Annotated in this window: 28 protein-coding genes; 15 read left to right on the top strand and 13 right to left on the bottom strand. The window is 64.4% G+C overall.

Annotated features, from left to right (window positions below; genetic code table 11):
- Positions 1-26: 26 nt before the first annotated feature.
- A complete protein-coding gene (locus J1C52_RS04095) occupies positions 27-521 on the bottom strand; it encodes an RrF2 family transcriptional regulator (protein WP_227426648.1) in 495 nt (164 codons plus the stop codon).
- A 226-nt stretch (positions 522-747) separates the two neighbouring features.
- Here J1C52_RS04095 and J1C52_RS04090 point away from each other — a divergent pair, with 226 nt between their 5' ends.
- The 10 genes from J1C52_RS04090 to J1C52_RS04045 all read left to right on the top strand — a co-directional run bounded on the left by J1C52_RS04090 (position 748) and on the right by J1C52_RS04045 (position 11029).
- On the top strand, positions 748-2067 hold the full coding sequence (locus tag J1C52_RS04090) for an NAD(P)/FAD-dependent oxidoreductase (protein WP_227426647.1): 1320 nt from the start codon (positions 748-750) through the stop codon (positions 2065-2067).
- Positions 2068-2089: 22 nt separating this feature from the next.
- Positions 2090-2446 carry a DUF5368 domain-containing protein gene (locus J1C52_RS04085; RefSeq protein WP_227426646.1) on the top strand — a complete coding sequence of 119 codons (357 nt, stop codon included), beginning with the start codon at positions 2090-2092 and terminating at the stop codon, positions 2444-2446.
- 246 nt (positions 2447-2692) lie between these two features.
- On the top strand, positions 2693-4165 hold the full coding sequence (gene cysS, locus J1C52_RS04080; RefSeq protein WP_227426645.1) for a cysteine--tRNA ligase: 1473 nt from the start codon (positions 2693-2695) through the stop codon (positions 4163-4165).
- A 244-nt stretch (positions 4166-4409) separates the two neighbouring features.
- Positions 4410-6038, top strand: a complete 1629-nt coding sequence (gene cimA, locus J1C52_RS04075) for a citramalate synthase (protein ID WP_227426644.1) — start codon at positions 4410-4412, stop codon at positions 6036-6038.
- Entirely contained in the window at positions 6026-6751 is a 726-nt protein-coding gene (locus J1C52_RS04070; protein WP_227426643.1) for a class I SAM-dependent methyltransferase, read from the top strand. Before cimA ends, J1C52_RS04070 begins: the two co-directional genes overlap by 13 nt.
- Entirely contained in the window at positions 6748-7515 is a 768-nt protein-coding gene (locus J1C52_RS04065; RefSeq protein WP_227426642.1) for a squalene/phytoene synthase family protein, read from the top strand. The genes J1C52_RS04070 and J1C52_RS04065 overlap by 4 nt, the downstream gene beginning before the upstream one ends.
- 120 nt (positions 7516-7635) lie before the next feature.
- The gene (gene yajC, locus J1C52_RS04060; protein WP_227426641.1) at positions 7636-7959 is read left to right on the top strand and encodes a preprotein translocase subunit YajC; all 324 of its coding nucleotides are present in this window, start codon (positions 7636-7638) and stop codon (positions 7957-7959) included.
- A 67-nt stretch (positions 7960-8026) separates the two neighbouring features.
- Positions 8027-9688 carry a protein translocase subunit SecD gene (secD, locus tag J1C52_RS04055; RefSeq protein WP_227426640.1) on the top strand — a complete coding sequence of 554 codons (1662 nt, stop codon included), beginning with the start codon at positions 8027-8029 and terminating at the stop codon, positions 9686-9688.
- 9 nt (positions 9689-9697) lie between these two features.
- A complete protein-coding gene (secF, locus tag J1C52_RS04050) occupies positions 9698-10669 on the top strand; it encodes a protein translocase subunit SecF (protein ID WP_227426639.1) in 972 nt (323 codons plus the stop codon).
- A 3-nt stretch (positions 10670-10672) separates the two neighbouring features.
- Entirely contained in the window at positions 10673-11029 is a 357-nt protein-coding gene (locus J1C52_RS04045; protein WP_227426638.1) for an Mth938-like domain-containing protein, read from the top strand.
- Here J1C52_RS04045 and J1C52_RS04040 read toward each other — a convergent pair.
- The 7 genes from J1C52_RS04040 to J1C52_RS04010 all read right to left on the bottom strand — a co-directional run bounded on the left by J1C52_RS04040 (position 11026) and on the right by J1C52_RS04010 (position 15976).
- On the bottom strand, positions 11026-11649 hold the full coding sequence (locus J1C52_RS04040) for a trimeric intracellular cation channel family protein (protein ID WP_227426637.1): 624 nt from the start codon (positions 11647-11649) through the stop codon (positions 11026-11028). The genes J1C52_RS04045 and J1C52_RS04040 overlap by 4 nt on opposite strands.
- Positions 11646-12107 (bottom strand): ribonuclease HI, encoded by a 462-nt coding sequence (rnhA, locus tag J1C52_RS04035; RefSeq protein ID WP_227426636.1) that lies wholly within the window; start codon positions 12105-12107, stop codon positions 11646-11648. Before rnhA ends, J1C52_RS04040 begins: the two co-directional genes overlap by 4 nt.
- Positions 12104-12709, bottom strand: a complete 606-nt coding sequence (locus J1C52_RS04030) for a glutathione S-transferase family protein (RefSeq protein ID WP_227426635.1) — start codon at positions 12707-12709, stop codon at positions 12104-12106. Before J1C52_RS04030 ends, rnhA begins: the two co-directional genes overlap by 4 nt.
- A 34-nt stretch (positions 12710-12743) precedes the next feature.
- The gene (locus J1C52_RS04025) at positions 12744-13190 is read right to left on the bottom strand and encodes a DUF3429 domain-containing protein (protein WP_227426634.1); all 447 of its coding nucleotides are present in this window, start codon (positions 13188-13190) and stop codon (positions 12744-12746) included.
- Positions 13187-13801 carry a LysE family translocator gene (locus J1C52_RS04020; RefSeq protein WP_227426633.1) on the bottom strand — a complete coding sequence of 205 codons (615 nt, stop codon included), beginning with the start codon at positions 13799-13801 and terminating at the stop codon, positions 13187-13189. Before J1C52_RS04020 ends, J1C52_RS04025 begins: the two co-directional genes overlap by 4 nt.
- A gap of 211 nt (positions 13802-14012) precedes the next feature.
- A complete protein-coding gene (gene ispH, locus J1C52_RS04015) occupies positions 14013-14957 on the bottom strand; it encodes a 4-hydroxy-3-methylbut-2-enyl diphosphate reductase (RefSeq protein ID WP_227426632.1) in 945 nt (314 codons plus the stop codon).
- A gap of 98 nt (positions 14958-15055) precedes the next feature.
- Positions 15056-15976, bottom strand: a complete 921-nt coding sequence (locus tag J1C52_RS04010) for a zinc ABC transporter substrate-binding protein (RefSeq protein WP_227426631.1) — start codon at positions 15974-15976, stop codon at positions 15056-15058.
- Positions 15977-16046: 70 nt separating this feature from the next.
- Here J1C52_RS04010 and J1C52_RS04005 point away from each other — a divergent pair, with 70 nt between their 5' ends.
- From J1C52_RS04005 to J1C52_RS03995, 3 genes are read left to right on the top strand one after another with little or no spacing between them, the layout of a single operon-like run.
- Positions 16047-16532 carry a Fur family transcriptional regulator gene (locus tag J1C52_RS04005; RefSeq protein ID WP_227426630.1) on the top strand — a complete coding sequence of 162 codons (486 nt, stop codon included), beginning with the start codon at positions 16047-16049 and terminating at the stop codon, positions 16530-16532.
- Entirely contained in the window at positions 16529-17269 is a 741-nt protein-coding gene (locus tag J1C52_RS04000) for a metal ABC transporter ATP-binding protein (RefSeq protein WP_227426629.1), read from the top strand. Before J1C52_RS04005 ends, J1C52_RS04000 begins: the two co-directional genes overlap by 4 nt.
- Positions 17259-18062, top strand: a complete 804-nt coding sequence (locus tag J1C52_RS03995; protein ID WP_227426670.1) for a metal ABC transporter permease — start codon at positions 17259-17261, stop codon at positions 18060-18062. The genes J1C52_RS04000 and J1C52_RS03995 overlap by 11 nt, the downstream gene beginning before the upstream one ends.
- On the opposite strand, the gene J1C52_RS03990 is transcribed toward J1C52_RS03995, so the two are convergent.
- From J1C52_RS03990 to J1C52_RS03970, 5 genes are all read right to left on the bottom strand, one after another.
- The gene (locus J1C52_RS03990) at positions 18041-19258 is read right to left on the bottom strand and encodes an NAD(P)/FAD-dependent oxidoreductase (protein WP_227426628.1); all 1218 of its coding nucleotides are present in this window, start codon (positions 19256-19258) and stop codon (positions 18041-18043) included. The genes J1C52_RS03995 and J1C52_RS03990 overlap by 22 nt on opposite strands.
- 1 nt (position 19259) lies before the next feature.
- Entirely contained in the window at positions 19260-20213 is a 954-nt protein-coding gene (locus J1C52_RS03985) for a 2-hydroxyacid dehydrogenase (RefSeq protein ID WP_227426627.1), read from the bottom strand.
- Between the two features lie 9 nt (positions 20214-20222).
- A complete protein-coding gene (locus tag J1C52_RS03980; protein WP_227426626.1) occupies positions 20223-20558 on the bottom strand; it encodes a tRNA-binding protein in 336 nt (111 codons plus the stop codon).
- On the bottom strand, positions 20555-21361 hold the full coding sequence (proC, locus tag J1C52_RS03975; RefSeq protein ID WP_227426625.1) for a pyrroline-5-carboxylate reductase: 807 nt from the start codon (positions 21359-21361) through the stop codon (positions 20555-20557). The genes J1C52_RS03980 and proC overlap by 4 nt, the downstream gene beginning before the upstream one ends.
- A gap of 62 nt (positions 21362-21423) precedes the next feature.
- Complete coding sequence (locus J1C52_RS03970; protein WP_227426624.1) at positions 21424-21927, bottom strand: YbjN domain-containing protein; 504 nt, start codon at positions 21925-21927, stop codon at positions 21424-21426.
- 266 nt (positions 21928-22193) lie between these two features.
- On the opposite strand from J1C52_RS03970, the gene J1C52_RS03965 reads away from it, so the two are divergent.
- Both J1C52_RS03965 and J1C52_RS03960 read left to right on the top strand, forming a co-directional pair.
- On the top strand, positions 22194-23225 hold the full coding sequence (locus tag J1C52_RS03965; RefSeq protein WP_227426623.1) for a LacI family DNA-binding transcriptional regulator: 1032 nt from the start codon (positions 22194-22196) through the stop codon (positions 23223-23225).
- A gap of 87 nt (positions 23226-23312) precedes the next feature.
- On the top strand, positions 23313-24623 hold the full coding sequence (locus tag J1C52_RS03960) for an ABC transporter substrate-binding protein (protein ID WP_227426622.1): 1311 nt from the start codon (positions 23313-23315) through the stop codon (positions 24621-24623).
- Positions 24624-24713: the final 90 nt, after the last annotated feature.

Here is a 24713-nt window from a genome sequence, read left to right as displayed (position 1 = left end):
GTATCACGGCTGCGTGAGGGTGTGGATCAGGCGGCTTCCGGCGCTTTGAACGTGCGAGAGCCGGGCTGGCATTGCTGCGGCAGATGCGGCCCTTCCAGTTGCAGGATATGCTCCAGGCCCGAATTGCACTCGACAAGGTCGGACAGGTACAGGTCGTCCAGCGCGCTGTAGAAATTGTCCACCGCGCGTTTCAGATAGCTGCCCATCCGGCAATGATCTTTCAGCGGGCAGGTGTTCTTGTCCGAGAAGCATTCGATCAGCGGCAACTCTGCCTCGAACGCGCGAAACACTTCGCCGATCCCGATGGAACTGGCCGCTTTCGCAAGGCCAAACCCCCCGTGGCGGCCGCGTTGCGTGGTGATAAACCCGTCCTGCGCAAGCTTGTTTATGACCTGCGCCAGGTGGTTCTCAGAGGCGTTGATCGCCTGCGCCACATCCTGCTTGCGCACCAGCCGGTCAGTGTTGACGGCGCAGACCATCAATGTGCGAAGCGCAAGATTGGTTCGTGTGGTCAGACGCATACTTACTCCTTCCGGGCCAAATCCGCCCGTCGTTCCGAAAATGTCCCTGAGAAACACAATAATCGACATGGCCGGTCGCGAACCTTGATCGAAGTCAAGTCACGGCATGGGGCGTCATGGCATTATGTCGCAGGGATGATTCATGTTTGCCCGCTTGAATGCGCACAAATTCAGATGTAGTGATGTGTTCAAGTATCCAGATGTATACCGACCTTGTGGGGACGCTATGAACAAATTCGAACTGGGCCAGCTAAGCCGCCGTGGCTTCATGAGCCTTGCCGCCGGTGGCGCGGCCCTTGCCACCACTGGCGCGTCTGTCAAGGCACAGACCGTCAAGACCTCTGCCCGGATCGTGATCCTTGGCGCGGGTGCGGGCGGGGCGGCCATTGCCAACCGTTTGGCCGGTCGTCTGGACGGCGCGCAGATCACCGTCATCGACGGGCGCGCGGAACATTGGTACCAGCCGGGCTTCACGCTGATCGCGGCGGGTCTGCAAGGCGCGAACTATTCTGTCAGCCGGACGACCGACTGGCTGCCCAAGGGCATCAATTTCATTGCCGATTACGCCGCTGAAATCGACCCAGAGGCCAACCGCATCACCACCTTGGGCGGCGAGCGGGTGGAGTATGATTACCTGATCGTCTCGACCGGGCTTGTGCTGGATTGGGATGCGATCGACGGGTTCGACCTGGACATGGTCGGGCCGGAAACCGGGATTACCGCGCATTATGCCGGGCCGGAATATGCCGCAAAGACTTGGGCCGCGCTCGACAAATTCACCACCGAAGGCGGCGTCGGCCTTTTCGGTCGCCCCGCGACAGAGATGAAATGCGCGGGCGCGCCGCTGAAGATCACCTTCCTGGCCGAGGACATCGCCACCCGCAAGGGCAACCGCGACAAGGTCGAGCTGATCTACAACAGCCAGGCCGACAACCTGTTCGGTGTGCCCGTCGTGGACCACCGCGTGCGCCAGTTGTTCGACGATCGCGGGGTGGAGTATCGTTGGAGCCATGTGCTCAAGGCCGTCGATGCAGGCGCGAAAACCGCGACCTACGCCACGCCCGAGGGCGATGTGACGACCGCGTTCGATTTCATCAACGTCATCCCGCCGCAGCGTGCCCCGCAGGTCGTGCGCGACTCTGGCCTGTCCTGGGCCGATAAATGGACCGATCAGGGCTGGATCGAAGTCGATCAGCAAACCCTGCGCCACCTGCGCTATGCCAATGTGTTCGGTATCGGCGACATCAACGGCGTGCCCAAGGGCAAGACGGCGGCCAGTGTGAAATGGCACCAGCCGGTGGTCGAAGATCACCTTGTCAGCGAGATCGCGGGCCGCGAAGGCACCAAGACCTTCGACGGCTACACCTCTTGCCCGCTGATCACCCGCATCGGCCGCGCCATGCTGATCGAGTTCGACTATCACAATCACCTTGTCCCGTCCTTCCCCGGCGTCATCGCGCCGCTGGAAGAGCTGTGGGTGTCGTGGCTGATGAAGGAAGTCGCGCTGAAAGCCACTTACAACGCCATGTTGCGCGGGCGCGCCTAAGCTCGCGAAAGGAGTTTCACCAATGGAAGAAATGACGCTGGGCACGATCCTTGCCGTGTTCGAAGAAATTTTCGGCAAAGGCCTGTTTTGGGCGATGGTCGCGGTGGCCGTGGTCATTACCGTGGCTTATATCTACGTGCTGATCCGCGACCGCGAGATGTCGATGCGCAAGTTCCTGCTGGCACAGCTGTCCATGCCCATCGGTGGCATCGCGGCGGTGTGGTTCGTTCTGGCCGTGACCCGCTCGGGGTTGCAGCATATGGGCGGGCCGATTGATGCGCTGCTGCTCTTGGGCATTTTCGGCGCGGGCGCGGTCGGTTTCGCGATCCTCGTCTATGTCGCGCAATCGCTTGTTCGTGGCAAGCAGACCGAGAATTAGGAATATCACGGGCGGCGCGCGCCTCCCCGCAAAGCCCACCCGTGATCTTTGGCCCGCGCTCCTCCCAGGCGCGGGCCGTTTTCGTCTTGGCAGGGTAGGGCGGCGGCGTTAGGGTCCGGGCCATGACCCGCTTGACCATTACCCTTTGCTGCTGCATGTGCCGCTGACGGCTTTGGCGGGTGGTTTTTGGTATCTGATCCCTCCCGCCACGGCATCGCGCCCGAGTGGACCGCCCGAGAGACCCAGATGACCCAGATCACGCTGCACAACACCCGCACCCGCCGGAAAGACCCTTTCGCGCCCATCGACCCCAAGAATGTGCGGATGTATGTCTGTGGCCCCACGGTCTATGATCGCGCGCATCTGGGCAATGCACGGCCCGTGGTGGTGTTTGATGTGCTCTATCGGCTGTTGCGCCATGTCTATGGCGCGGATCACGTCACCTATGTGCGCAATTTCACCGATGTGGATGACAAGATCAACGCGCGGGCGCGGGATATTCAGGCGCAGGACGGGGGCGACCTGAACGCCATCATCCGCACGCTGACGGATGAAACCATCGGCTGGTATCATGCCGATATGGACGCGCTTGGCGCGCTGCGCCCCAATGTGGAGCCGCGCGCGACCGAGTTCATCGTCCAGATGGTGGCGATGATCGAAGGGCTGATCGCCAAGGGCCATGCCTATGCCGCCGAAGGGCATGTGCTGTTCGATGTGCGGTCATATCCCGAGTATGGCCGCCTGTCGGGCCGCTCGGTCGATGACATGATCGCGGGCGCGCGGGTCGAAGTGGCCCCCTACAAGCGCGACCCGATGGATTTCGTGTTGTGGAAGCCCTCGGCGGCGGATGAACCGGGCTGGGACAGCCCTTGGGGGCGCGGGCGTCCGGGCTGGCATATCGAATGCTCGGCCATGGCGGATGAACTTCTTTGGAAGAGACCGCTTTCTGAGGGGAACCTCAGCGTAAGCGCCCGTGAGCGACCACACGAGTTTGACATCCACGGCGGCGGGATAGACCTGCAATTCCCCCACCACGAAAACGAGATCGCCCAGTCTTGCTGCGCCCACCCCGATGCGGGCTTCGCGAATTTCTGGCTGCACAATGAAATGGTGCAGGTCGAGGGCAAGAAGATGTCCAAAAGCCTGGGCAATTTCTTTACCGTGCGGGATTTGTTGGAACAGGGCTGGCCGGGCGAGGTGATCCGGTTTGTCATGCTGTCCACGCATTACCGCAAGCCGATGGATTGGACGGAAGAGAAGGCCAGACAGGCACAACGGACGTTGCAGAAGTGGCGATCCCTCGTTGAAGGTGTCAAACCGGGTACAACCCTAGCTATAGAAGCAGCGCCTATTTTTGACGATTTGAACACACCTGACGCAATCCAACGGTTGCGATCAGTTGCTAGAGCGATTGAGCTTGGGAAGAACAATCCGGAAGGTACCATTACGAAAGAGAACTTTTTGGCCACAGCGCGCCTTTTGGGCTTGCTCGAAGATGGCGTGGAAAACTGGAAAGTACCGAGTTTCGATTTTTCTAGCTTGGTTGACCTAGTTTCTGAAGAGCGCGAGAAGGCAATGCAGATTAAAGACTTTTCGCAGGTCGATCTTCTCAAGCAATCCCTCATTAATGCTGGTGTCGAAGTCCGTATGTCGAAAGCGGGGGTCGAGCTTGTCCCCGGCCCCGATTTCGACCCGTCCAAACTGGAGGGCTTCGAATGACACCGAAGCCTGCATTGCGTGCAACACAGGGCAGCGCCCGGCCCGCGCGGGGGGGAAGCGAAGCGCCCGCCCCGCGGGGGGGCGGGACGGGCGCTGCCCGTTTCGCAAGCGAAACGGGCTTTGGGGTCAACCGTTCACCGTTCGACAATAACGCTATACCCGCCCCGGGCTTGACCCGGGGCCTCGCGGCTGATCGGGACACCACCCCAGAGGCCCCGGGTCAGGCCCGGGGCGCGGGGTGCGCATGACCCGCGAGCGCCTCTACCTCTACGACACCACCTTGCGCGACGGGCAGCAAACGCAGGGCGTGCAATTCTCGACCGCCGAGAAGCACCAGATCGCCGCCATGCTCGACCACCTTGGGGTCGATTATATCGAAGGCGGCTGGCCGGGGGCGAACCCCACCGACAGCGAGTTCTTCGCAAGCCCACCGCAGACCAAAGCCACGCTCACCGCCTTCGGCATGACCAAGCGCGCAGGCCGCTCGGCGGAAAATGACGATGTGCTGGCCGCCGTCCTGAACGCGGACACGCCTTCTGTCTGCCTTGTCGGCAAGACGCATGACTACCATGTCACCCATGCGCTTGGCATCACGCTGGACGAAAACCTTGACAATATCCGCGCATCGATCACCCATTGCGTGGCCCTTGGCCGCGAGGCGCATTTCGACGCCGAACATTTCTTCGACGGCTACAAGGCGAACCCTGACTACGCGCTGGAATCCCTCCACGCCGCCCATGACGCGGGCGCGCGCTGGATCGTGCTGTGCGACACGAATGGCGGGACGCTGCCCTCTGAAATCCACACCATCACGCAAGCCGTCATCGCCAGCGGCATCCCCGGCGACCGTCTGGGCATTCATTGCCATGACGACACTGGCCAAGCCGTCGCTTGCTCGCTCGCGGCGGTAGAGGCCGGCGCGCGCCAGATACAAGGCACGTTGAACGGCTTGGGCGAGCGGTGCGGCAACGCCTCGCTGACCACGCTGATCCCCACGCTGGTGTTGAAGCCCGCCTATGCGGAGCGCTTCGACACGGGCGTCAGCCCGGACGCGGTGCGCGGTCTGCTCCGCATCTCGCGCAAGCTTGACGACATCCTGAACCGCGTGCCGCTGCGCAGCCTGCCCTATGTCGGCGCCTCGGCCTTTGCCCACAAGGCGGGGCTGCACGCCAGCGCCATCGCCAAAGACCCGGCCACCTATGAACATATCGACCCCGCGCAGGTCGGCAATGCCCGTATCGTTCCCATGTCGAACCAGGCGGGGCAGTCGAACCTGCGCATGGTGCTTGCCGATATGGGCGTGAGCGTCGCGCGCGACGATCCGCGTTTGCCGGCCATTCTGGAAGACATCAAGGCGCGCGAGGATGCAGGCTATGCTTATGACAGCGCACAGGCCAGTTTCGAGCTGCTCGCGCGGCGCGCCTTGGGGCAGGTGCCGCAGTTTTTCGAGGTCAAGCGCTACCGCGTGACGGTCGAGCGGCGCAAGAACAAGTATGACCAGATGGTGTCCTTGTCCGAAGCGGTGGTGGTGCTGAAGATCGGGGATGAAAAGAAACTGTCCGTGTCCGAGTCGATGGATGCCGAGGGCCATGATCGCGGCCCGGTCAACGCGCTTGCCAAGGCGCTAGCTAAGGATCTCGGCCCCTATCAGGGCGCGATCGACGACATGAAGCTGGTGGATTTCAAGGTCCGCATCACCCAAGGCGGCACAGAGGCCGTGACCCGCGTCATCATCGATTCAGAGGACGGGCAAGGGCGGCGCTGGTCGACCGTGGGCGTGTCGCCCAATATCGTCGATGCCAGCTTCGAGGCGCTTCTGGACGCCGTCACATGGAAACTCTTGCGCGATGGGGTGCAACAATGTCCGAACTGACCCAAGACGAAGCCTTCCTCACGCTTTACAGCGACCTTGCCCGCGAAGGGCCGGGGGCTGCGGCCGATCTGGGCTGGGCGCTGTCGGTGGCGGGCACGCCCGCGCAGGCGCGCATCTGCGATGCGGGCTGTGGGTCGGGGGCCGATACGCTGACATTGGCCAAAGAGCGCCCGCAAGCGCAGATCACGGGCGTGGACAAGATCGCGCAATTCGTGGCTGCCGCACAAAAGCGTGTGGCCCCTTTTGGCGAGCGTGTGCAGATCCGGCAAGGCGATATGGCCAGGCTGGATGGCCCCTATGACCTGATCTGGTGCGCGGGCGCGCTGTATTTTCTGGGCGTGACCGAAGGCTTGCGTGCATGGCGTGGGGCGCTGGCAGAGGGCGGGCGCGTGGCCTTTTCCGAACCCTGCCTCTTGGCGCGCCCGTCAGACGCGGCGCGTGCCTTCTGGGCGGAATATCCGCAAATCACCGATATGGCGGGCATTCGCGCGCGGATCGCGGATGCAGGCTACCGCGTGCTGGGTGAAAACCTGCAAATCGGCGCGGCATGGGAAAATTATTACCTGCCGATGGAACGCCGCATCGCCAGCCTGCGGCCGGGTGCCACCGGCCCCTTGGCCGATGCGCTGGACGCGGCAGAGGCCGAAATCGCCCGCTGGCGCGCGGCACCGTCGGAAATCGCCTATGCGCTGATCGTCGTCGCGCCGGAATGAGCGAAACGCTTGAAGACAAGGTTGCGGCGTCCGACCCAGACCGCCATGCGGCAGGCCTGCTTGCGCCGCCCGATGCGCGGTCGAAGCTTTGGGTGCTTTACGCGTTCAACCTTGAAATCGCCCGCGCGCCTTACCTGACGCAGGAACCCCTGATCGCGCAGATGCGGTTGCAATTCTGGACCGATGTTCTGGACGATGTCGCCGCGGCCAAGCCCCCGCGCGCGCACGAGGTGGCCGAACCCTTGGCTGCCCTCTGGGCCGAACACGCGCTGCCCGTGGAGCTTGGCCAGCAGATGATCGCCGCGCGCCATTGGCATATAGACCGCGCGCCCTTTGCGAGCGCGCAGGCGTGGCTTGACCATATCGACCACAGCGCGGGCAACCTGATGTGGCTGGCCGCGCGTGTGCTGGGCGCGCCCGACGGGGCCAAGGCCGCCTGCCGCGCCATGGGCCGCGCGATGGGGGTCGCGCAATGGCTGCAAGCGGTGCCCGCACTTGCTGCGACGGGCCGCGCGCCCTATCCGCAGGGCACAAGCGGGGCCGAAATGGCGCAGGCGGGGCTTCAAGCGCTGGCAGACGCGCGGGCCGCGCGCGGCACGGTTCCCAAAGCCTGCGCCCCCGCGCTTCTGGCCGGGTTTCAGGCCGCCGCCGTCCTGACCCGCGCGGCCCAAGATCCCGCCCGCATCGACGCGGGCGCGCTGGCCCCGTCCGAATTTCGCAGGCGCGGCACTTTGCTTGTGGGTGCGCTATCCGGGCGCTGGTAGACGCGCCCGGTTCGCCTTGCCAAGGGGTGCGGCGGATATTAGGGTGCGCGCAAATTCGGCCCCGCCAAGGGGCCGGTTCTTCATGCCTGCCCATCCGGGCCAAAACCAACAGGAGCTTTCATGTTCGTCACCCCCGCTTATGCGCAAGATGCCGGTGCCGCCGGTGGTCTGATCTCGATCATCCCCTTCGTTCTGATCTTCGTCATCATGTATTTCCTGCTGATCCGTCCGCAGCAGAAGAAGCTGAAAGAACATCAGAACATGGTCGCCAACCTGCGCCGGGGCGATCAGGTCGTCACCCAGGGCGGGGTCGTCGGCAAGATTTCCAAGGTCAAGGAAGATGGCGAGATCGAGGTCGAGATTGCCGAAGGCGTGCGCGTGCGCGTCATCAAGCAAACTATCGCAAGTGTGATCTCGAAAACCGAACCTGCGGCCAAGGAATAAGCTTGGCCCCCTTGCGCCCGCTGGCCACAGCCATTTGATACGCATGAACCGAGACGGAGCCTGACACATGCTGCATATTCCGATGTGGAAACGCATCCTCATCTGGGGCACCTGTGCGCTGGCGCTTCTGATCGCGGTGCCGAACCTGTTCTATGCGCAGGTGGAACGGCATAACGATGCCGTGACCGCGCAAGAACGCGGCGACAGCTTCTCGGAAGAGGATATGGCGGCTTGGCCTTCGTTCCTGCCGTCTTTCTTGGTCAATCTGGGTCTGGACCTGCGCGGCGGCGCGCATCTGCTGGCAGAGGTGCAGGTCTCCGATGTCTATGCCGACCGCATCGACGGGCTGTGGCCCGCCGTGCGCGACCGTTTGCGCGAAGAGCGTGACACGGTGGGCGCGGTGCGGCGGATGCCGTCCGAGGATGCGGGCGAATTGCGCGTGCGCATCGGCACGCCCGAAGCCGTGAACACGGCGGCGGGCTTCGTGCGCGAACTGGCGCAGCCTACGCAAAGCCTGACCGGCTTTGGTGCGGCCAATGATCTGGACGTGCGGGTCGAGGGCGAGGAAATCGTCGTCACCCTGTCCGAAGCCGAACGTTTGGCGACCGATGAGCGCACCATGCGCACCTCGCTGGAAATCATCCGCCGCCGCGTGGACGAGGCGGGCACGCGCGAGCCGACGATCCAGCGCCAGGGCGAGGACCGCATCCTGATCCAGGTGCCCGGCATCGGCTCTGCCGAGGAACTGAAAGCGCTGATCGGGACCACCGCGCGGCTGACCTTTCACCCCGTCGTGGGCATTACATCCGACCCCGACCAAGTGCCCGCGCCGCGCAACGCGATCTACCCTTCGCTTGACCAGCCGGGCACCTTCTACGAGGTCGAACAGACCCCGGTTGTGACCGGCGACCAGCTGGTCGATGCCAGCCCCGGCATGGACCAGAACAACCGCCCCGCCGTGAATTTCCGCTTCAACGCGCAGGGCGGGCGGGCGTTCGGGCTGTATACGGCGGAAAATATCGGCAGCCCCTTCGCGATCGTTCTGGATGGCGAGGTCGTCTCGGCCCCCACCATCCAAAGCCATATTCCGGGCGGCTCAGGCATCATCACCGGGCGCTTCACGGTCGAGGAATCGACCCAGCTTGCCGTGTTGTTGCGCTCTGGCGCGCTGCCTGCCGAGATGGAATTCCTCGAAGAACGCACCGTCGGCCCGGAACTGGGCCAAGACAGTATCGACGCGGGCAAGATTGCCGCCATCGTCGCAATGGCCGCCGTGCTGATCTTCATGGTCGCGAGTTACGGCATTTTCGGCGTGATCGCCAATATCGCGCTGTTGCTGAACGTGGCGATGATCTTCGCGCTGCTGTCGCTTATCGGGGCCACGCTGACACTGCCGGGCATCGCGGGGATCGTGCTGACTATCGGGATGGCGGTGGATGCGACCGTCCTGATTTTCGAGCGTATCCGCGAAGAGTTGAAAACCGCCAAAGGTCCGGCCCGCGCCATAGAGCTGGGCTATGAAAAGGCGCTTTCGGCCATTCTGGACGCGAATATCACCACCTTCCTGACCGCGCTGATCCTGTTTGCCATGGGCTCTGGCCCGGTGCGCGGCTTTGCCGTCACGCTGGGGCTGGGGATCATCACCTCGGTCTTCACGGCCCTTCTGGTCACGCGCGTGATGATGGTGATGTATTACGAGCGCCGCCGCCCCAAAACCCTTGCGATATAAGGAAAGCCCATGCGCCTGAAACTTGTCCCGCAAGAGACCAATCTCGATTTTTTCCGCTTCTGGCGCTACACCTTCGGCGCGTCGGTGCTGGCGATGGTGCTGTCCATCGTTGCCTTCTTTGCTATGGGCCTGAATTTCGGGATCGACTTCAAGGGTGGCACAACCATCCGGACCGAGGCCGTGCAGCCCGTGGACATCGGCGCCTATCGCGGCGCGGTCGAACCCTTGGGCTTCGGCGATGTCGCGATTACCGAAGTGTTCGACCCGACCTTCGGGCCAGAGCAGAATGTCGCCATGATCCGGATCGAGGCGCAGGAGGGCCAGGAAGCCAAGACACCTGAGCAACTCGCCGCGATCCGCGCGGCCCTGCAAGAAGTTGACCCGTCGCTGACCTTTGCCTCGGTCGATTCCGTCGGGCCGAAAGTGTCGGGCGAATTGGTGCAATCGGCGGTCATCTCTGTTCTGTTGGCGCTTGGTGCGGTGCTGTTCTATGTCTGGCTGCGGTTCGAATGGCAGTTTTCCGTGGGCGCGGTGGCCGCCCTTGTGCATGACGTGGTGCTGACGATCGGGCTGTTCGCGGCGCTGCAAATCCGCTTCGACCTGGCCATTATCGCGGCCCTTCTGACCATCGTGGGCTATTCGCTGAACGACACCGTGGTCGTGTTCGACCGCGTGCGCGAGAACCTCATCAAGTTCAAGAAGCGCCCGCTGCGCGAAGTGCTGAACATGTCCATCAACGACACGCTGTCGCGCACGATGATGACCTCTGTCACCACGCTGATCGCGTTGATCGCGCTCTTCGTGCTGGGGGGCGACGTGATCCGGGGCTTCGTCTTTGCGATGATCTGGGGCGTGATCGTTGGCACCTACTCGTCGGTCTTCGTGGCGTCGGTGGTGCTGTATCGCTTTGGCGTGAAACGTGACTGGTCGAAAGTGTCGGGCGACACGGCAGGCACGCAATTCGGGGTGAAAGAGGGCTAGGCCATGCAACTATCCGAGATCGAGTTCGGCAATGCGAAACCGATCGAGGGGTATGGCCCCGATTTCTACCGGCTGGACGGCCAAGCGCACCCGGCGCCGGTGCTAATCATGGCAGGCCAAGCGCTGTCATGGGGCGGGCTGGGCGATGCCGACACGCTTCTGGCGCTGGCCGGCCGGGTGGATGTGCTGCTGGTGGGAACGGGCCCGCAGATCGCGCATTTGCCCAAGGACTTGCGCATGGCGCTGGAGGATGCGGGCATCGGGGCAGAGATCATGGACAGCCCCGCCGCCTGCCGCACCTATAACGTGTTGCTGTCGGAACAACGCCGCGTCGCGGTAGCCTTGCTGCCTGCGGTCTAACTGCGCGGGGGGCGGCTTCTGTAGACGGGCAGGTTCCAGCCGAACAGCATCGACCCCGCGCGCAGGCAGAAGGTGGCCGCGCCGCAGGCGACAAGCGCCGCGCCATTCGGAAGCCCCAAGGCCACCGCTCCCAAGGCCACCAGCGCGCCCGCCAGCGCCGCCGTGGCGTAAAGCTCGCCCTTCTTCAGGATCAGCGGCACCTCGTTGCAGACCACGTCCCGCATCAGCCCGCCAAAGGTGCCGGTCGCGACCCCCATGATCGCGACCACGATCCATGGCGCGCCCATGCTCAGCGCGAGGCCCACGCCCGCGGGCACGGCCACCCCTAGCGCCACGGCATCCAACCATTCCAGCGCGCGCAGCCGCGATTCGAGCAGGTGTGCCGTGAAAAACACCAGAAAGGCGGCCAAAGTGGCCGACACGATCATCAAGGGTTCGGCCACCCAGAACACCGTCTCGCGCCCCATGACCACGTCGCGGACCGTGCCGCCACCGACCGCTGTCAGGCAGGCCAGAAAGATGAAACCCACGATGTCCAATTGTGCGCGGCTGGCCGCCAATGCCCCGGTCAGCCCAAAGACGAACACCGCCGCCAGGTCGAGCGCTTGCAGAAAGCTCATGGCTTGCCCGGTTTGAACGGGGCCATCCCTGCGCGCGCGAGTTCATCGGCGCGTTCGTTTTCCGGGTGGCCGGCATGGCCCTTGACCCATTCCCATGTCACGTCATGGCGCGCCTGCGCTGCGTCCAGCCGCTGCCACAGTTCCACGTTCTTGACAGGCTTCTTGTCGGCGGTGCGCCAGCCATTGCGCTTCCAGCCGTGCATCCATTGGCTAATGCCGTTTTTCACATAGGCGCTGTCGGTCACGATGGTAATCGCGGAGGGGCGCTCCAGCGTCTCCAATGCGGTGATCGCGGCCATCAGCTCCATCCGGTTATTGGTGGTCTGCGCCTCTCCGCCCTGCAATTCGCGTTCCTTCAGGATCGTGCCATCACGCTCTGCGCGCATCAGCACGCCCCAGCCGCCGGGGCCTGGATTGCCGCTGCACGCGCCGTCGGTATAGGCGACCAGCCGGGTCATGCGCCCAAGGGGGCGTAGCCGGGCAGGGCGGCCACGCGGTCCAGCCATGCGCGTAAGGCGGGGTAGGGTGCCAGGTCATAGCCGCCGCGTGTATCGGCGGTATGAGTGTAGGCATAGAGGCATATATCCGCAACGCTCGGCGCATCGCCCACCAGCCAGTTGCGCGTTGCCAGATGGTCTTCCATGATGTGCAACAGCGCATTGCCCTGCTCTAGCAGTTGCGCCAGCCGCTCGGGCGTGGCCTGCGCCGCGCGGTGGGGGTAGGTCCGCAAGGCCGCGCGCACGGCGATGACGCCCTCGTGCTGGTTTTGCTCCCAGAACATCCACGACAGGGCTTGGGCTTGGGCAAGCGGCGCGTCCGGCATGAACGCCGTTCCCTGCGCCAGATGCCACAGGATGGCGTTCGATTCGGGCAGGTGGGTGCCATCTTCCAGCACCAGAACCGGGGCCTTGCCAAAGGGTAGCGCGCCCGTGGCCTTCGCCTGTTCCAGCGCCGGGTCGCCATATTCCACGTCCACAAGATCGGCCTTCTGGCCGGTCAGCGCCAGCAGCAGCCGCACCTTGTAGCTGTTGCCGCTGGACGGCATGTTGTAAAGGATCATGGCGCGCGCCTTTCAATAAGGATACGCGCAAGGGCTACCCCAGCCAGATGCCCGCGACAAGGCAGAGCACGACACCGGCGGTCAGCAATAGCCGCAATTTCATCCACCAAGGCGGGGTCAGCCCCCACAGGCTGAATTGCTGGTCGATGACCAAGAGCACGATGAAACCTGTCACCAGCGCCGCCAGCGCCTGCTGCGCGCCACCGCCGACCATGAAAAACGCCCAAAGTGCCGGGCCGACCGATAGCGCGTAGCCAACCCATGACCGCTCTGCGCCCTTGGCGGCAAAGCCCCAGAGCACACCCGACATGAAGCACAGGATGACCGTGCCATAGGCAATCAGCATGTATTGCCCTGCAAAACGCGGGCCGATGGTGCGGATCGTCGCCTCTGCCAAAGCGGGCGACAGGATCGTGGCCAGACCGTAGAAGAACGGCAAAAGGCCAGCCAGACCAAGCGCTAAGGCTGCGCGGGGGATCATGCGCGCTCCATCGCAAGGCGCGCGGCGAGCGCGGCAAAGACGGTCGCGAAAGCGCGGTTGACCCAAGCCATGACCCGCGCGCTGCCCAAGAGCCAGTCGCGCGCTTGTGCTGCCGCCACGGCATAGACCGCGAAAACGGCAAGGGTCAGCGCCATGAACACGCCGCCCATCAGGGCCAGTTCTTGCGTGGCGGTGGCGGGATTGCCGCTGAGGAAGGGCGGCAGAAGCGCAACAAAGAAGATCGACAGTTTCGGGTTCAGGATATTCAACAACGCCCCGCGCTTGGCGATGGTCAGCCCGGACATCGGCACCGGGTTTTCCTGCACCCGCAGCGCGCCGCCCTCGCGCAGCATTTGCCACGCAAGATACAGCAGATAGCCCACGCCCGCGAATTTCACGATCTGGAACAGCAGCGCGGAACTGTGCATCAGCGCGGCCAGCCCGAACATGGCGGCCAAAAGCGCGGGCAGAATGCCGAAGGTGCAGCCCAAGGCCGCCCAGAGCCCCGCGCGGCGGCCTTGGCCAAGGGCCACGGCCAGCGTGTAGACAACGCCCGTGCCGGGGGCGAGCACGACCACCAGCGCGGTCAGCAGGAATTGGGTCGAGAGCATGAGGCGTCCTTTCGCGTTCCCGCCAAGGATGGCGCGCGGGCGCGGGCAGGGCAAGAGGCGACGGAATAATTTTGACGGGCCAAAGGTGGTGCCTGCCCCGGACCTGATCCGGGGCCTCGCCGCCCGCGAGGTCCGCGAAGTCCGCGCCGACCGCAAGGCCCCGGATCAAGTCCGGGGCGGGGGGTGCGTGCGGCGGATGATCCAAGCCGCTTTACGCGGTTTCGCGCAGCACCCGCGGCACCTTGAACTCCACCCGCTCTTTCGCGGTCTCCACCAGTTCCACCGTCACGTCATAGCGCGCGCGGAAGGCGTCGATCACCTCGTTAATCAGCACTTCCGGGGCCGATGCGCCAGCGGTAATGCCGACCGACGTCACGCCGTCCAGCGCGCGCCAGTCGATTTCCGTCGCGCGCTGCACCAGTTGCGCATAGGCGCAGCCCTTGGCGCGGCCCACTTCGACCAGCCGTTGCGAATTCGACGAATTCGGCGCGCCGATGACCAGCAAAGCGTCGATCTTGGGCGCGATGGCCTTGACCGCTTCCTGCCGGTTGGTGGTGGCGTAGCAGATGTCTTCCTTATGGGGGCCGACAATGGCCGGGAAGCGCGCTTTCAGCGCCGCCACCACATCGGCGGTGTCATCCACCGACAGCGTTGTCTGGGTGATGAAGGCAAGCTTTTCAGGGTCGCGCACCTGCAAGCCCGCCACATCCTCGGCGGTTTCGACCAGCAGCACCTCGCCTTCGGGCAACTGCCCCATCGTGCCCACGGTTTCGGGATGGCCCGCATGGCCGATCATGACCATCTGCAAGCCGTTTTCGTGGTGGCGCTCAGCCTCGATATGGACCTTGCTGACCAACGGGCAGGTGGCATCTACATAAAGCATCTGCCGCGCCTCTGCCGCCGCTGGCACGGATTTGGGCACGCCATGGGCCGAGAAGATGACTGGCCGGTCAGCCGGGCAGTCGTCCAGTTCCTCGACAAAGACCGCGCCTTTCCCGCGCAAGCTGTCGACCACGAATTTGTTATGCACGATTTCGTGGCGCACATAGACCGGCGCGCCCCATTTTTCCAAGGCCATCTCGACGATCTTGATCGCGCGGTCCACGCCCGCGCAAAAGCCGCGCGGGGCTGCCAGATACAGGGTCAATGGGGCCATTGGGTCTGCCTTTCGGGCAAAAAAGAAGGTCTTGAGCTTTCGCCCAAGACCTAACCTTTGCGGGCCTGCGCGTCCAGTGGAATAGGCTTTCGCGCGCTTCAGCCTTGGGCGCAATCGGCGATGGATCGCGCCATATTGCGCATCAACGTGGGATACAGGTCCGCGCCGGGGTCGAGCAGGCTGCCTGCCGGGTCGAGCGTGTCGCCCATACGCGCACCCGTCCCCTCGATCATGGTCGTGACCAGCGCAGGGTCATGCGCGGCCTCTGGAAAGATGCAGACGGCAGCATCGGCTTCAAGTTCCGCGCGCAGCTCTGCCAGACGCTGCGCGCCGGGGCTGGCGGCATCGCCCAAGGCGATAGACCCGGCCTGGGTCAGGTCGAACTGGTTGACGAAATAGCCGTAAGCGTCATGGAAGGTGACGAAAGCCATGTCCTGCGCGGGGGCAAGGATGGTTTCCAGTTCCGCCGTCAGTGCGGTGATCCGGGCCTTGGCCGCTTCGGCATTGGCCGCGAAATCGGCGGCGTGGTCGGGCATGTGGTCGGCCAGTTCGGCGGCGATCAAGTCAACCCAGATCGCGGCATTGCGGGTGTCAAGCCACGCATGGGGGTCAAGCCCGCTATGGTCATGCGCGTGCTCGTCGGCGTGGTCATGGCTGTGGTCATCCTGCGCGTCCTTGGCCTGTCCAAACTCGCGCAGCATCGCGCCCTCGACCTCCAGCAAGGCAACCGCGTGGGCGTCGCCGCTCAACCCCACGATCGCGCGGCCCATCCATGGTGTCATGGTCTCGCCCATCCAGACCACGATATCGGCCTCTGCCATGGCTTGCGCCTGGCTGGGGCGCAGTTGGTAGGAATGCGCGTTCGCGCCCCGGTCCAGCATCAGATCGACCGCGCCCAGATCGCCCAGCACCATCGACACCAGCGAATGGGCGACCGGAATATCGGTCACGACCCGGATATCCTGCGCGGCAAGCGGTGTTCCAAGCATTGCGGCGGCCAAGGCGATAGAGTAGCGCATGAGAGTTCCTTGTGTTACATAGTTACAGTCTCTATCTAATGTTATATCATAACAGTCAAGGCCCAACCCGATGACCCAGCCCAGCTTTTGCTGCCCGGACCACAGCGGCGCGCAAGACGCCGCCAGCATTCTGTCGCAAGCGCAGGCGCGCGCCGCCCGTCTGGGCCTGCGGCTGACCCCGGTGCGCCTGCGCACGCTCGAGATGCTGATCGCCGCCCATGGCGCGCTTGGGGCTTATGACGTGCTGGAAAAACTGGCCGCCGAGGGCTTTGGCACCCAGCCGCCCGTGGCCTATCGTGCGCTGAACTGGCTGGTCGAGCATGGCTTTGCCCACCGCATCCGCCGGCTGAACGCCTTTACCGCCTGTTCGCACCCCGCGCATGACCACGCGGCGGCCTTTCTGATCTGCACCGCCTGCGACAGTGTTACCGAAGCGCCCGCGGCAGAGGTCACGGCCGCCCTGACCGATGCCGCCGGGCAGGCCGGATTCGCCATTGACCGCGCCACAATCGAAGCCGTGGGCCGTTGCCACGCCTGCACCGGGGCCGCTGCATGAGCCTGATCGCCGCCGAACATCTGGCCGTGCGCCTTGGCGGGCGCGAGGTGCTGCACCATGTCGACCTGAGCATTGACGCGGGCGAGATCGTGACCATCGTCGGCCCCAACGGCTCTGGCAAAAGCACGCTGTTGCGCGCGCTTTTGGGCGTGGTCCAGCCGTCCAAGGGGCGGATTACCCGCAAGCCGGGGCTGCGCATCGGCTATGTGCCGCAAAAGCTGCATATCGACCCGACCATGCCGATGCCGGTCGCGCGTTTCCTGTCCCTGCCGGAGCGCCAGAGCGCGCAGGACATGGCGCAAGCGTTGGAGCGCGTGGGCTTGCCGGATGTGCTGCATCAGGATATGACCACGCTCTCTGGCGGGCAGTTCCAGCGCGTCCTTTTGGCGCGCGCGCTGCTGTCGCGTCCCGACATCCTGATCCTGGACGAGGCGACGGCGGGGCTGGACCAACCCGGCACCGCCGCCTTTTACCGCCTGATCGAGGATGTGCGCCGGGACCTGGGTTGCGCCGTGCTGTCGGTCAGCCACGATCTCCATGTGGTGATGAGCGCGTCTGACCGCGTGATCTGCCTGAACGGGCATATCTGCTGCTCTGGCGCGCCGCATGTGGTGCGCAATGCCCCGGAATATCGCGCGCTGTTCGGGCATGGCACGGGCGGGGCCTTTGCGCTTTATCAGCATGAACACGACCATGACCATGACCATGACCACGAAGGACACGCCCATGCTGGATGATTTCCTTCTGCGCGCGCTGCTCGCGGGGTTGATGGTGGCACTGGCGGCTGGCCCCTTGGGCTGTTTCGTCGTCTGGCGGCGCATGGCCTATTTCGGCGATGCAACCGCGCATGCAGCACTTCTGGGCGTGGCGCTCGCGCTTGGCTTCGCGTTGAACCTGTATCTGGGCATCGTGATCGTGGCGCTCGCCATGGCGATGACGGTCGCCGCGCTTGCGGGGCGCGGCTGGGCCATGGACACCACGCTGGGGGTGCTGGCGCATTCGGCGCTGGCCTGCGGCTTGGTGGCGGTGTCCTATCTGCCGGGCGTGCGGGTGGACCTAACGTCCTATCTGTTCGGCGATATTCTGGCGGTGTCGCGCGCCGATCTGGGTATCATCGCCTTGGGGGCGGGGGCGGTTCTGGCGCTGCTAATCTGGCGCTGGCGCGCGCTCCTGACCGCCACCCTGTCCGAGGATCTGGCCCATGCCGCCGGGATAGACCCCGCGCGCGAACGACTGGTTCTGACCGTGGCGCTGGCGATTGTCGTGGCAGTCTCGCTGAAAATCGTCGGCGCGCTTCTGATCGCGGCGATGCTGATTATCCCCGCCGCCGCCGCCCGCAACCTTGCCCGCGGGCCAGAGGCGATGGCGCTGGGGGCCATCGGCTGTGGCGCACTTGCGGTCTGGGGTGGGCTGCAACTGTCACTGGCCCAAGACACGCCGTCCGGCCCGTCGATCGTTATGGTGGCGGCGGGGCTGTTTCTGGTCACGACCTTGGGCCGCGCTGTGCTTCAGAAGCGATCCACGCGGTAGGGCGCGGGGTCGAGCATCGGGGCGCGCCCCTCGATCAGGTCCAGCACCAGTTGCGCCGTGACGGGGGCCAGCGTCAGGCCCAGATGGCCGTGGCCATAGGCGTGGATCACATCGGCCCCCTGCCGCGACGGGCCGATCACCGGGCGCGAGTCGGGGATCGAAGGGCGAAAGCCCATCCAGCGGCGCGATGGGGCGGGCAAGTCTGGAAGGATGGCCCGCGCGCCGCGTTCCATGACCGCCCAACGATGCGGCGCGGGCGGGGCGGTCAGCCCGCCCAGTTCCACCGTGCCCGCTACGCGCAAACGGCCCTGCATGGGACAGAAATACCACCCGCGCGCGACGGGACTGGTTTGGCGGGTGAGCGGGGTCTTTGGCAGGTCATATTCCAGATGATAGCCGCGCTCGGTATCAAGCGGCACGCGGTCGCCCGCTAGCGCGGCCAGCTGCTTTGACCACGCGCCCGCCGCCAGCACGACGCGACCGGCGCGCAGGCTCAGGCCGGGGCCGGAAAGGGTGATGCCCTGCGCGCCGCGTTCCAGCCGCTCGACCCGCGCCGCGATGCGCGGCACTTCCGCGACCGCAGCCCGCAAGGCGCGCAACAGCGTGGCCGGGTCGTTCACCGTCTGTGTGTTGGGGAAAAACGCGCCGCCCGCATGGCCGCGCAGGGCGGGTTCCAACTGGCCCAACTCGGCCCCGCTCAGCGCTTCGACCGTCACACCTAAAGAACGACGCGGCGCAAGGTCGACGGCCTGCTTCGGTGTTTCATAAAGGTAGATCGAGCCATGCGCCTTGAGCTGCTCCCGCGCTCCGATCTCTGCCGCCAGATCGCGCCACATCTGCGCCGACGGGGCCAGAAGGGCCGCGATCGCCTGCGCATTGGCCCGTGCGCGACCGGGCAGGCATTCGCGGGCGAAGCGCAGCAGCCACGGCGCAAGCGTGAGCATCGCGGCATGGCGTATGGCTAAGGGGCTGTCCCGGTCGAACAGCAGGCGCGGCAGGTCGCGCAGTACGTCGGGCGTGCCCACGGGCATAACGGCATAATCGGCGATTACACCGGCATTTCCGTAGCTTGCGCCAGTTTCTTCATCTTCCGGCGCTACAATGACCACCTCATGCCCCGTATGATGCAGCCGAAGCGCGCAGGCCAAGCCCACAACGCCCGCGCCGATCACGGCGATCTGGGCCGTGGCTGTCATGTCAGACCGGGTTCAGCAGGGGCTGCCCGTCCAGATGCGCGATGGCGTTTTCGACGGCCATCAGCCCCATCTCTTCGCGGACATCCAGCGCCGCCGTGCCCAGATGCGGCAGCAGCACCACGTTTTCCATGGCGCGCAAGGCGTCGGGCACTTTGGGCTCAAATTCATACACGTCCAGCCCCGCACCCGCGATCTGGCCCGCTTGCAGCGCGGCGATCAGCGCGTCCTCGTCCACCACATCGCCGCGCGCGATATTGACCAGATGCGCATGGGGGCGCATGGCCGCCAGCGCCTTGGCCCCGATCAGGTGGCGGGTCTCTGCGCCGCCGGGCACGGCCAGCACGACCACGTCAGACGCGGCCATCACATCGGTCAGGCTGTCCATCTGCGTGGCGGGCATGTCCAAGGCTTTGGGTGAACGGTTGTGATAGACCACCTTCATCCCCAGCCCGTAATGCGCGCGCCGCGCAATCGCCTGACCGATCCGGCCCATGCCAATGATCCCGCAGGTCTTGCCCCCCAGATGCAGCCCCAGCATCTGCGTCGGGTGCCAGCCCTGCCATTTGCCCGCGCGCACCAGCCGCTCGCCTTCGCCCGCGCGGCGCGCGGTCATCAGCATCAGCATCAGGGCAATATCGGCGGTGGCCTCTGTCACGGCGCCGGGCGTGTTGGTAACGGCAATGCCCATCGCTTTCGCGGCGGCCACGTCGATATGGTTATAGCCCACGCCGAAATTGGCCAGAAGCTTGCAGCGCGCGCTTTCCATGCCCTCGAACACCTCGGCACTGAACATGTCGCCCAAGGTCGGCAGCACCACGTCATACAGGACCAGCGCCGCGCGCATCTCGCCCTTTTTCAGGGGCGTCGTCTGCTCGCGCAAGGTGACGTTGAAACGCTCGCGTGCACGCGCCAGCACGCGGTCGGGAAGGGGGCGGGTGATGTAAAGCTCTGCCATGGTCCCAGTTTAGTGCATTCTTGCGCCCAAAGGCACGGGGTGGTCGGGCGCGATAAGCGAGATATTGCCCGCGTCATCCGCCGCGCCCAGCACCAGCACTTCGGACATGAAGGGGCCGATCTGGCGGGGTGGAAAATTAACCACGGCCATGACCTGCCGCCCGATCAGCGCCTGCGGGTCGTAATGCGCGGTAATCTGGGCCGAGGATTTCTTCTCGCCGATCTCTGCCCCGAAATCTATCCACAGCTTGATCGCGGGCTTGCGCGCCTCTGGAAAGGGTTCGGCGCGGGTCACGCGGCCCACGCGGATGTCGACCTTCAGGAAATCGTCGTAGGTAATGGTCATTCGGCCAGTTCCTTCGACCGGGCGGTCGCGGCCGCGATCGCGCGCGCCATCAGGGGCGGCAGGCCGTCCGCGTCATCCATCAGCACGGCCAGGGCGGCGGCGGTGGTGCCATTGGGGCTGGTCACGTTCTGGCGCAGGGTCGCGGCGCTGGCGTCGCTGCCCTCTGCCAGCCGCGCCGCGCCGATGACGGTGGCGCGGGCCAGCTGCATCGCCAGTTCGGGGGCCAAACCCTGCGTTTCGCCAGCGGCGGCCATGGCCTCTATCAGGTGGAACACATAGGCGGGGCCGGACCCGGACAGGCCCGTGACGGCGTCCATCTGGCCCTCATCCTCTAGCGTGACAACCGCGCCCACGGCGGATAGCAGCCGCTGCGCTTGTTCCAGGTGTTCCGCCGTCACATGCGCGTTGCCGATCATGGCGGTAATGCCTGCGCCCACGGCTGCGGGCGTGTTCGGCATGGCGCGGATGATGGGGCTTTGCGGGCCGAGCATATCGGCCAGTTTCGCCAGCGTTGTGCCCGCCGCGATAGACACGAAGAGCGTGTCGCCATCGCCCAACGCGGCCAGTTGGGGCAGGGCGGTGCCCATCATCTGCGGCTTGACCGCCAGAATCGCCACGGCAGGCGCGGGCGGCAGGCCGCTGTTGATCTGCACGCCCGTGCCACGCAGCCAGTCCGAGGGCGCGGGGTCAATCACATGCACCGCGCCGGGTTCCACCCCTTGGGCCAGCCAGCCCGCCAACATGGCAGATCCCATCTTGCCGCATCCCAGCAGGACAAGGCCGCGCGCGTTGATGTCTTGCATTAGCTCACCCCGGTTGTTGCAAGCGCATCATGCGCGCGCGGCGAACCGGGTTCAAGAGGGGATCAGGCGCGCCCGACCGCGTCGGCAAGCGCAAGGTCCAGCGCCGCCTCGGGGCTATGCCCGGCCCAAGCAACCAATTGAAACGCGGGGTAAAACCGTTCCGCCGCCGTGATGGCAGAACGCAGCATCCGGTCGATCTGGTCAATGCCCGCCGGTTGTTCGTCCGACAGAAGCAGGCCGTAGCGCCAGACCATCAGGCGTTGCGCTTCCCAATAGCTGAACGAGCCCGCCCAAACCATGTCATTGGCACGGCTGAGCGCCTCGTAAAGCGCGGGCATGGCGGCTTCGGGCGGGTCCATCTCGAAGGTGCAGATCAGGCGCAACACGTCGCCACCCGGCGCAAGCGCCAGCGACAGGCTGTAGCTGCGCCATTGGCCTTCGACCACCATGGCGATCTGGTCCTCGGCCAGGCGGTCGAAATCCCAGTCATGATGGGTGGCCAGCGTTTCGACCATGTCGATGGGGTGGATATCGTCATTCGAGAGGTAAAGTTCCGCCGCTGACATGTCCGCCTCGCATTTCCGTCGTGACTTGTGCGTGTTCCACAAGCGACAGTGCTAACCGCTAATTGTTTGAACGCCTCTGTGAGCGCTTACTAGATATGGTGTCGGCAAAGCAAGATTCTGTAAAGCGTTTTTTGGGCGGGGCCGAAATTAGCTGTGGAAAACGCGGGAATTGCGTGCAGAACGGGGCTGCGTGTCCGGACGTTGACAGCGTGCTGCCGCCTGTCCATCATGTTGATTATCGCGCGTAAAGTTTTTGGAGCTGACCCATGCGGCAGGAAAAAGTCAAGACGATGGAGGAGCTTGCCTCTGTCAGCGGCATTTCGCGCCCGACCTTGTCCAAGTTTTTCAACGATCCGCAATCCGTGCGCGCCACGACCCGCGCCCGGATAGAGCAGGCGCTGGAGCGCTATGACTACACGCCCAATGTCTACGCGATCAACCAGAACCGGCAATCGACGCGCAATATCGGCATCGTGGTGCCCTATCTCGCCGACCCGTTTTTTGCCGAGGTCGGGCGGAATCTGGAAATCTTGTGCAGCAGCGCGGGCTTCAACCCGATCGTGCTCAGCTCGCATGGCGACCCCAAGCGCGAGATTGAAAATCTTGAAAGCTTGCGCGGGATTCGTCCGGCGGGCGTGTTGCTGGCAGCACTGGGGCGGCGGTCGCAGCGCGACGCGATCGAGGAGTTTACCCAAGACGTGGCCACGGTGCTGTTCGACTATGATGTCGAGGGCGTGGGCGATGCGATGTTCGGCACCGATCACGCGCAAAGCACTGGTTTGATGGTGGAATATCTGTGCCGCTCGGGCGAGGCGCCGGTGCTGTTCGAGATGGCGCGCGCGCCCAACCCCAACGCCAACAAACGCCGTGCCGCCTATGAAGCGGCCATGCGGGCGGCAGGGTATGAGCCGATGATCCTGGCTGTCGAGGGCACCGGCTGGGCATTTGAAGAAATCGCGCATCGCGAAGCCATGCGCCTGATTGCCGAGCGCCGCCTGCCCACCAATACCGTGTTTTGCAGCAATGACCGCTTGGCCATCGGCTTTCTCGCGGCGGCCTATGAAAGCGGGTTGCGCGTGGGGGTGGGCGAGGGCTGCGCCCTGCGCGTGGCGGGCCATGACGACCACCCGTTTTCCCGCTTTACCTGCCCGTCGCTGACCACCGTGTCGCAGGATTACGACCAGATCGCGGGGTCCAGCCTGGATCAGCTTTTGACCATCATCGCCTCGGGCGAGCGCCCGGCGGTCAAGCGCTCGACCTTGTTCAACGGGTCTTTGGTCATGCGGAAGTCGGCTTAAAAGTTATCGCGCGTAAAAAATAAGATTGACGCGTATTTAGGTATGCCGTAGAACACCGGTATTACATCCAATCAGGGAGGATACCGGATGTCTTTGAAGCGCATTCTCTGCGCCACCACGGCGCTGACGCTGTGCAGCACGGCTGCATTCGCCCAGGACACCACGATCACCATCGCCACCGTGAACAATGGCGACATGATCCGTATGCAGGGCTACACCGATCAATTCACCGCCGAAACCGGCATCGGGGTTGAGTGGGTGACGCTGGAAGAGAACGTTCTGCGCCAGCGCGTGACGACCGATATCACCACCAAGGGTGGCCAGTTCGACATCATGACCATCGGCATGTACGAAACCCCGATCTGGGGCGCGAATGGCTGGCTGGTGCCTCTGGACGACCTGTCCGCCGACTATGACGTGGACGACATCCTGCCCGCCATGCGCGGTGGCCTGAGCCATGACGGCACGCTTTATGCGGCCCCGTTCTACGGCGAAAGCTCTATGGTCATGTATCGCACCGACCTGATGGAAGCCGCCGGTCTGGAAATGCCCGAAGCCCCCACGTGGCAGTTCATCCGCGAAGCGGCGGCGGCCATGGATGACCCGGAAAACGGCGTGAACGGCATCTGCCTGCGCGGCAAGCCCGGCTGGGGCGAAGGCGGTGCCTTCATCACCGTGACCGGCAACTCTTTCGGGGCGCGCTGGTTCGACGAAGAGTGGAACGCGCAGTTCGACCAGCCGCAATGGGCCGAGGCGCTGAATTTCTACGTCAACCTGATGAACGACTATGGCCCCGACGGCTACGAGACCAACGGCTTCAACGAAAACCTGTCGCTGTTCCAGCAAGGCCTGTGCGGCATGTGGATTGACGCGACCGTGGCCGCATCCTTCGTGACCAACCCCAATGACAGCGAGGTGGCCGACAGCGTGGGCTTTGCGCTGGCCCCGAACAGCGAAGGCGTCGAGAAGCGCTCGAACTGGCTGTGGGCTTGGGCGCTGGCCATTCCGGCAGGCACGCAGAAAGCGGATGCTGCAAAGCAGTTCATCGAATGGGCGACCTCGAAGGACTATATCGAGCTGGTGGCAGAGAATGAGGGCTGGGCCAACGTGCCGCCGGGCGCGCGCACCTCGCTTTACGAGAACCCGAACTACATCAGCGTGCCCTTCGCGCAGATGACGCTCGACTCGATCCTTGCCGCTGACCCGAACAACCCGACCGTGGACCCGGTTCCCTATGTCGGCATCCAGTTCGCCGCCATCCCGGAATTTGCCGGTATCGCGACAGAGGTCAGCCAGGAATTCGCCGCCGCCTATGCCGGTCAGCAGAGTGTCGAGGAAGCGCTTGAAAAGGCGCAGGCGATCACCAATGAAGCGATGGAAGCTGCGGGCTACCGCTAAGCGACCCCTCGCGAACGTGGAAGGCGGGCCTTTCCGCCTTCCACCACCCTTGACCCCCGAAATCATGCTACCGTGACGCGGACGGGTCCA

The sequence above is a fragment of the Roseibaca sp. Y0-43 genome (assembly GCF_020667835.1).
Taxonomy (GTDB): domain Bacteria; phylum Pseudomonadota; class Alphaproteobacteria; order Rhodobacterales; family Rhodobacteraceae; genus Roseinatronobacter.
This window is presented reverse-complemented; position numbering and strand designations above follow the sequence as displayed.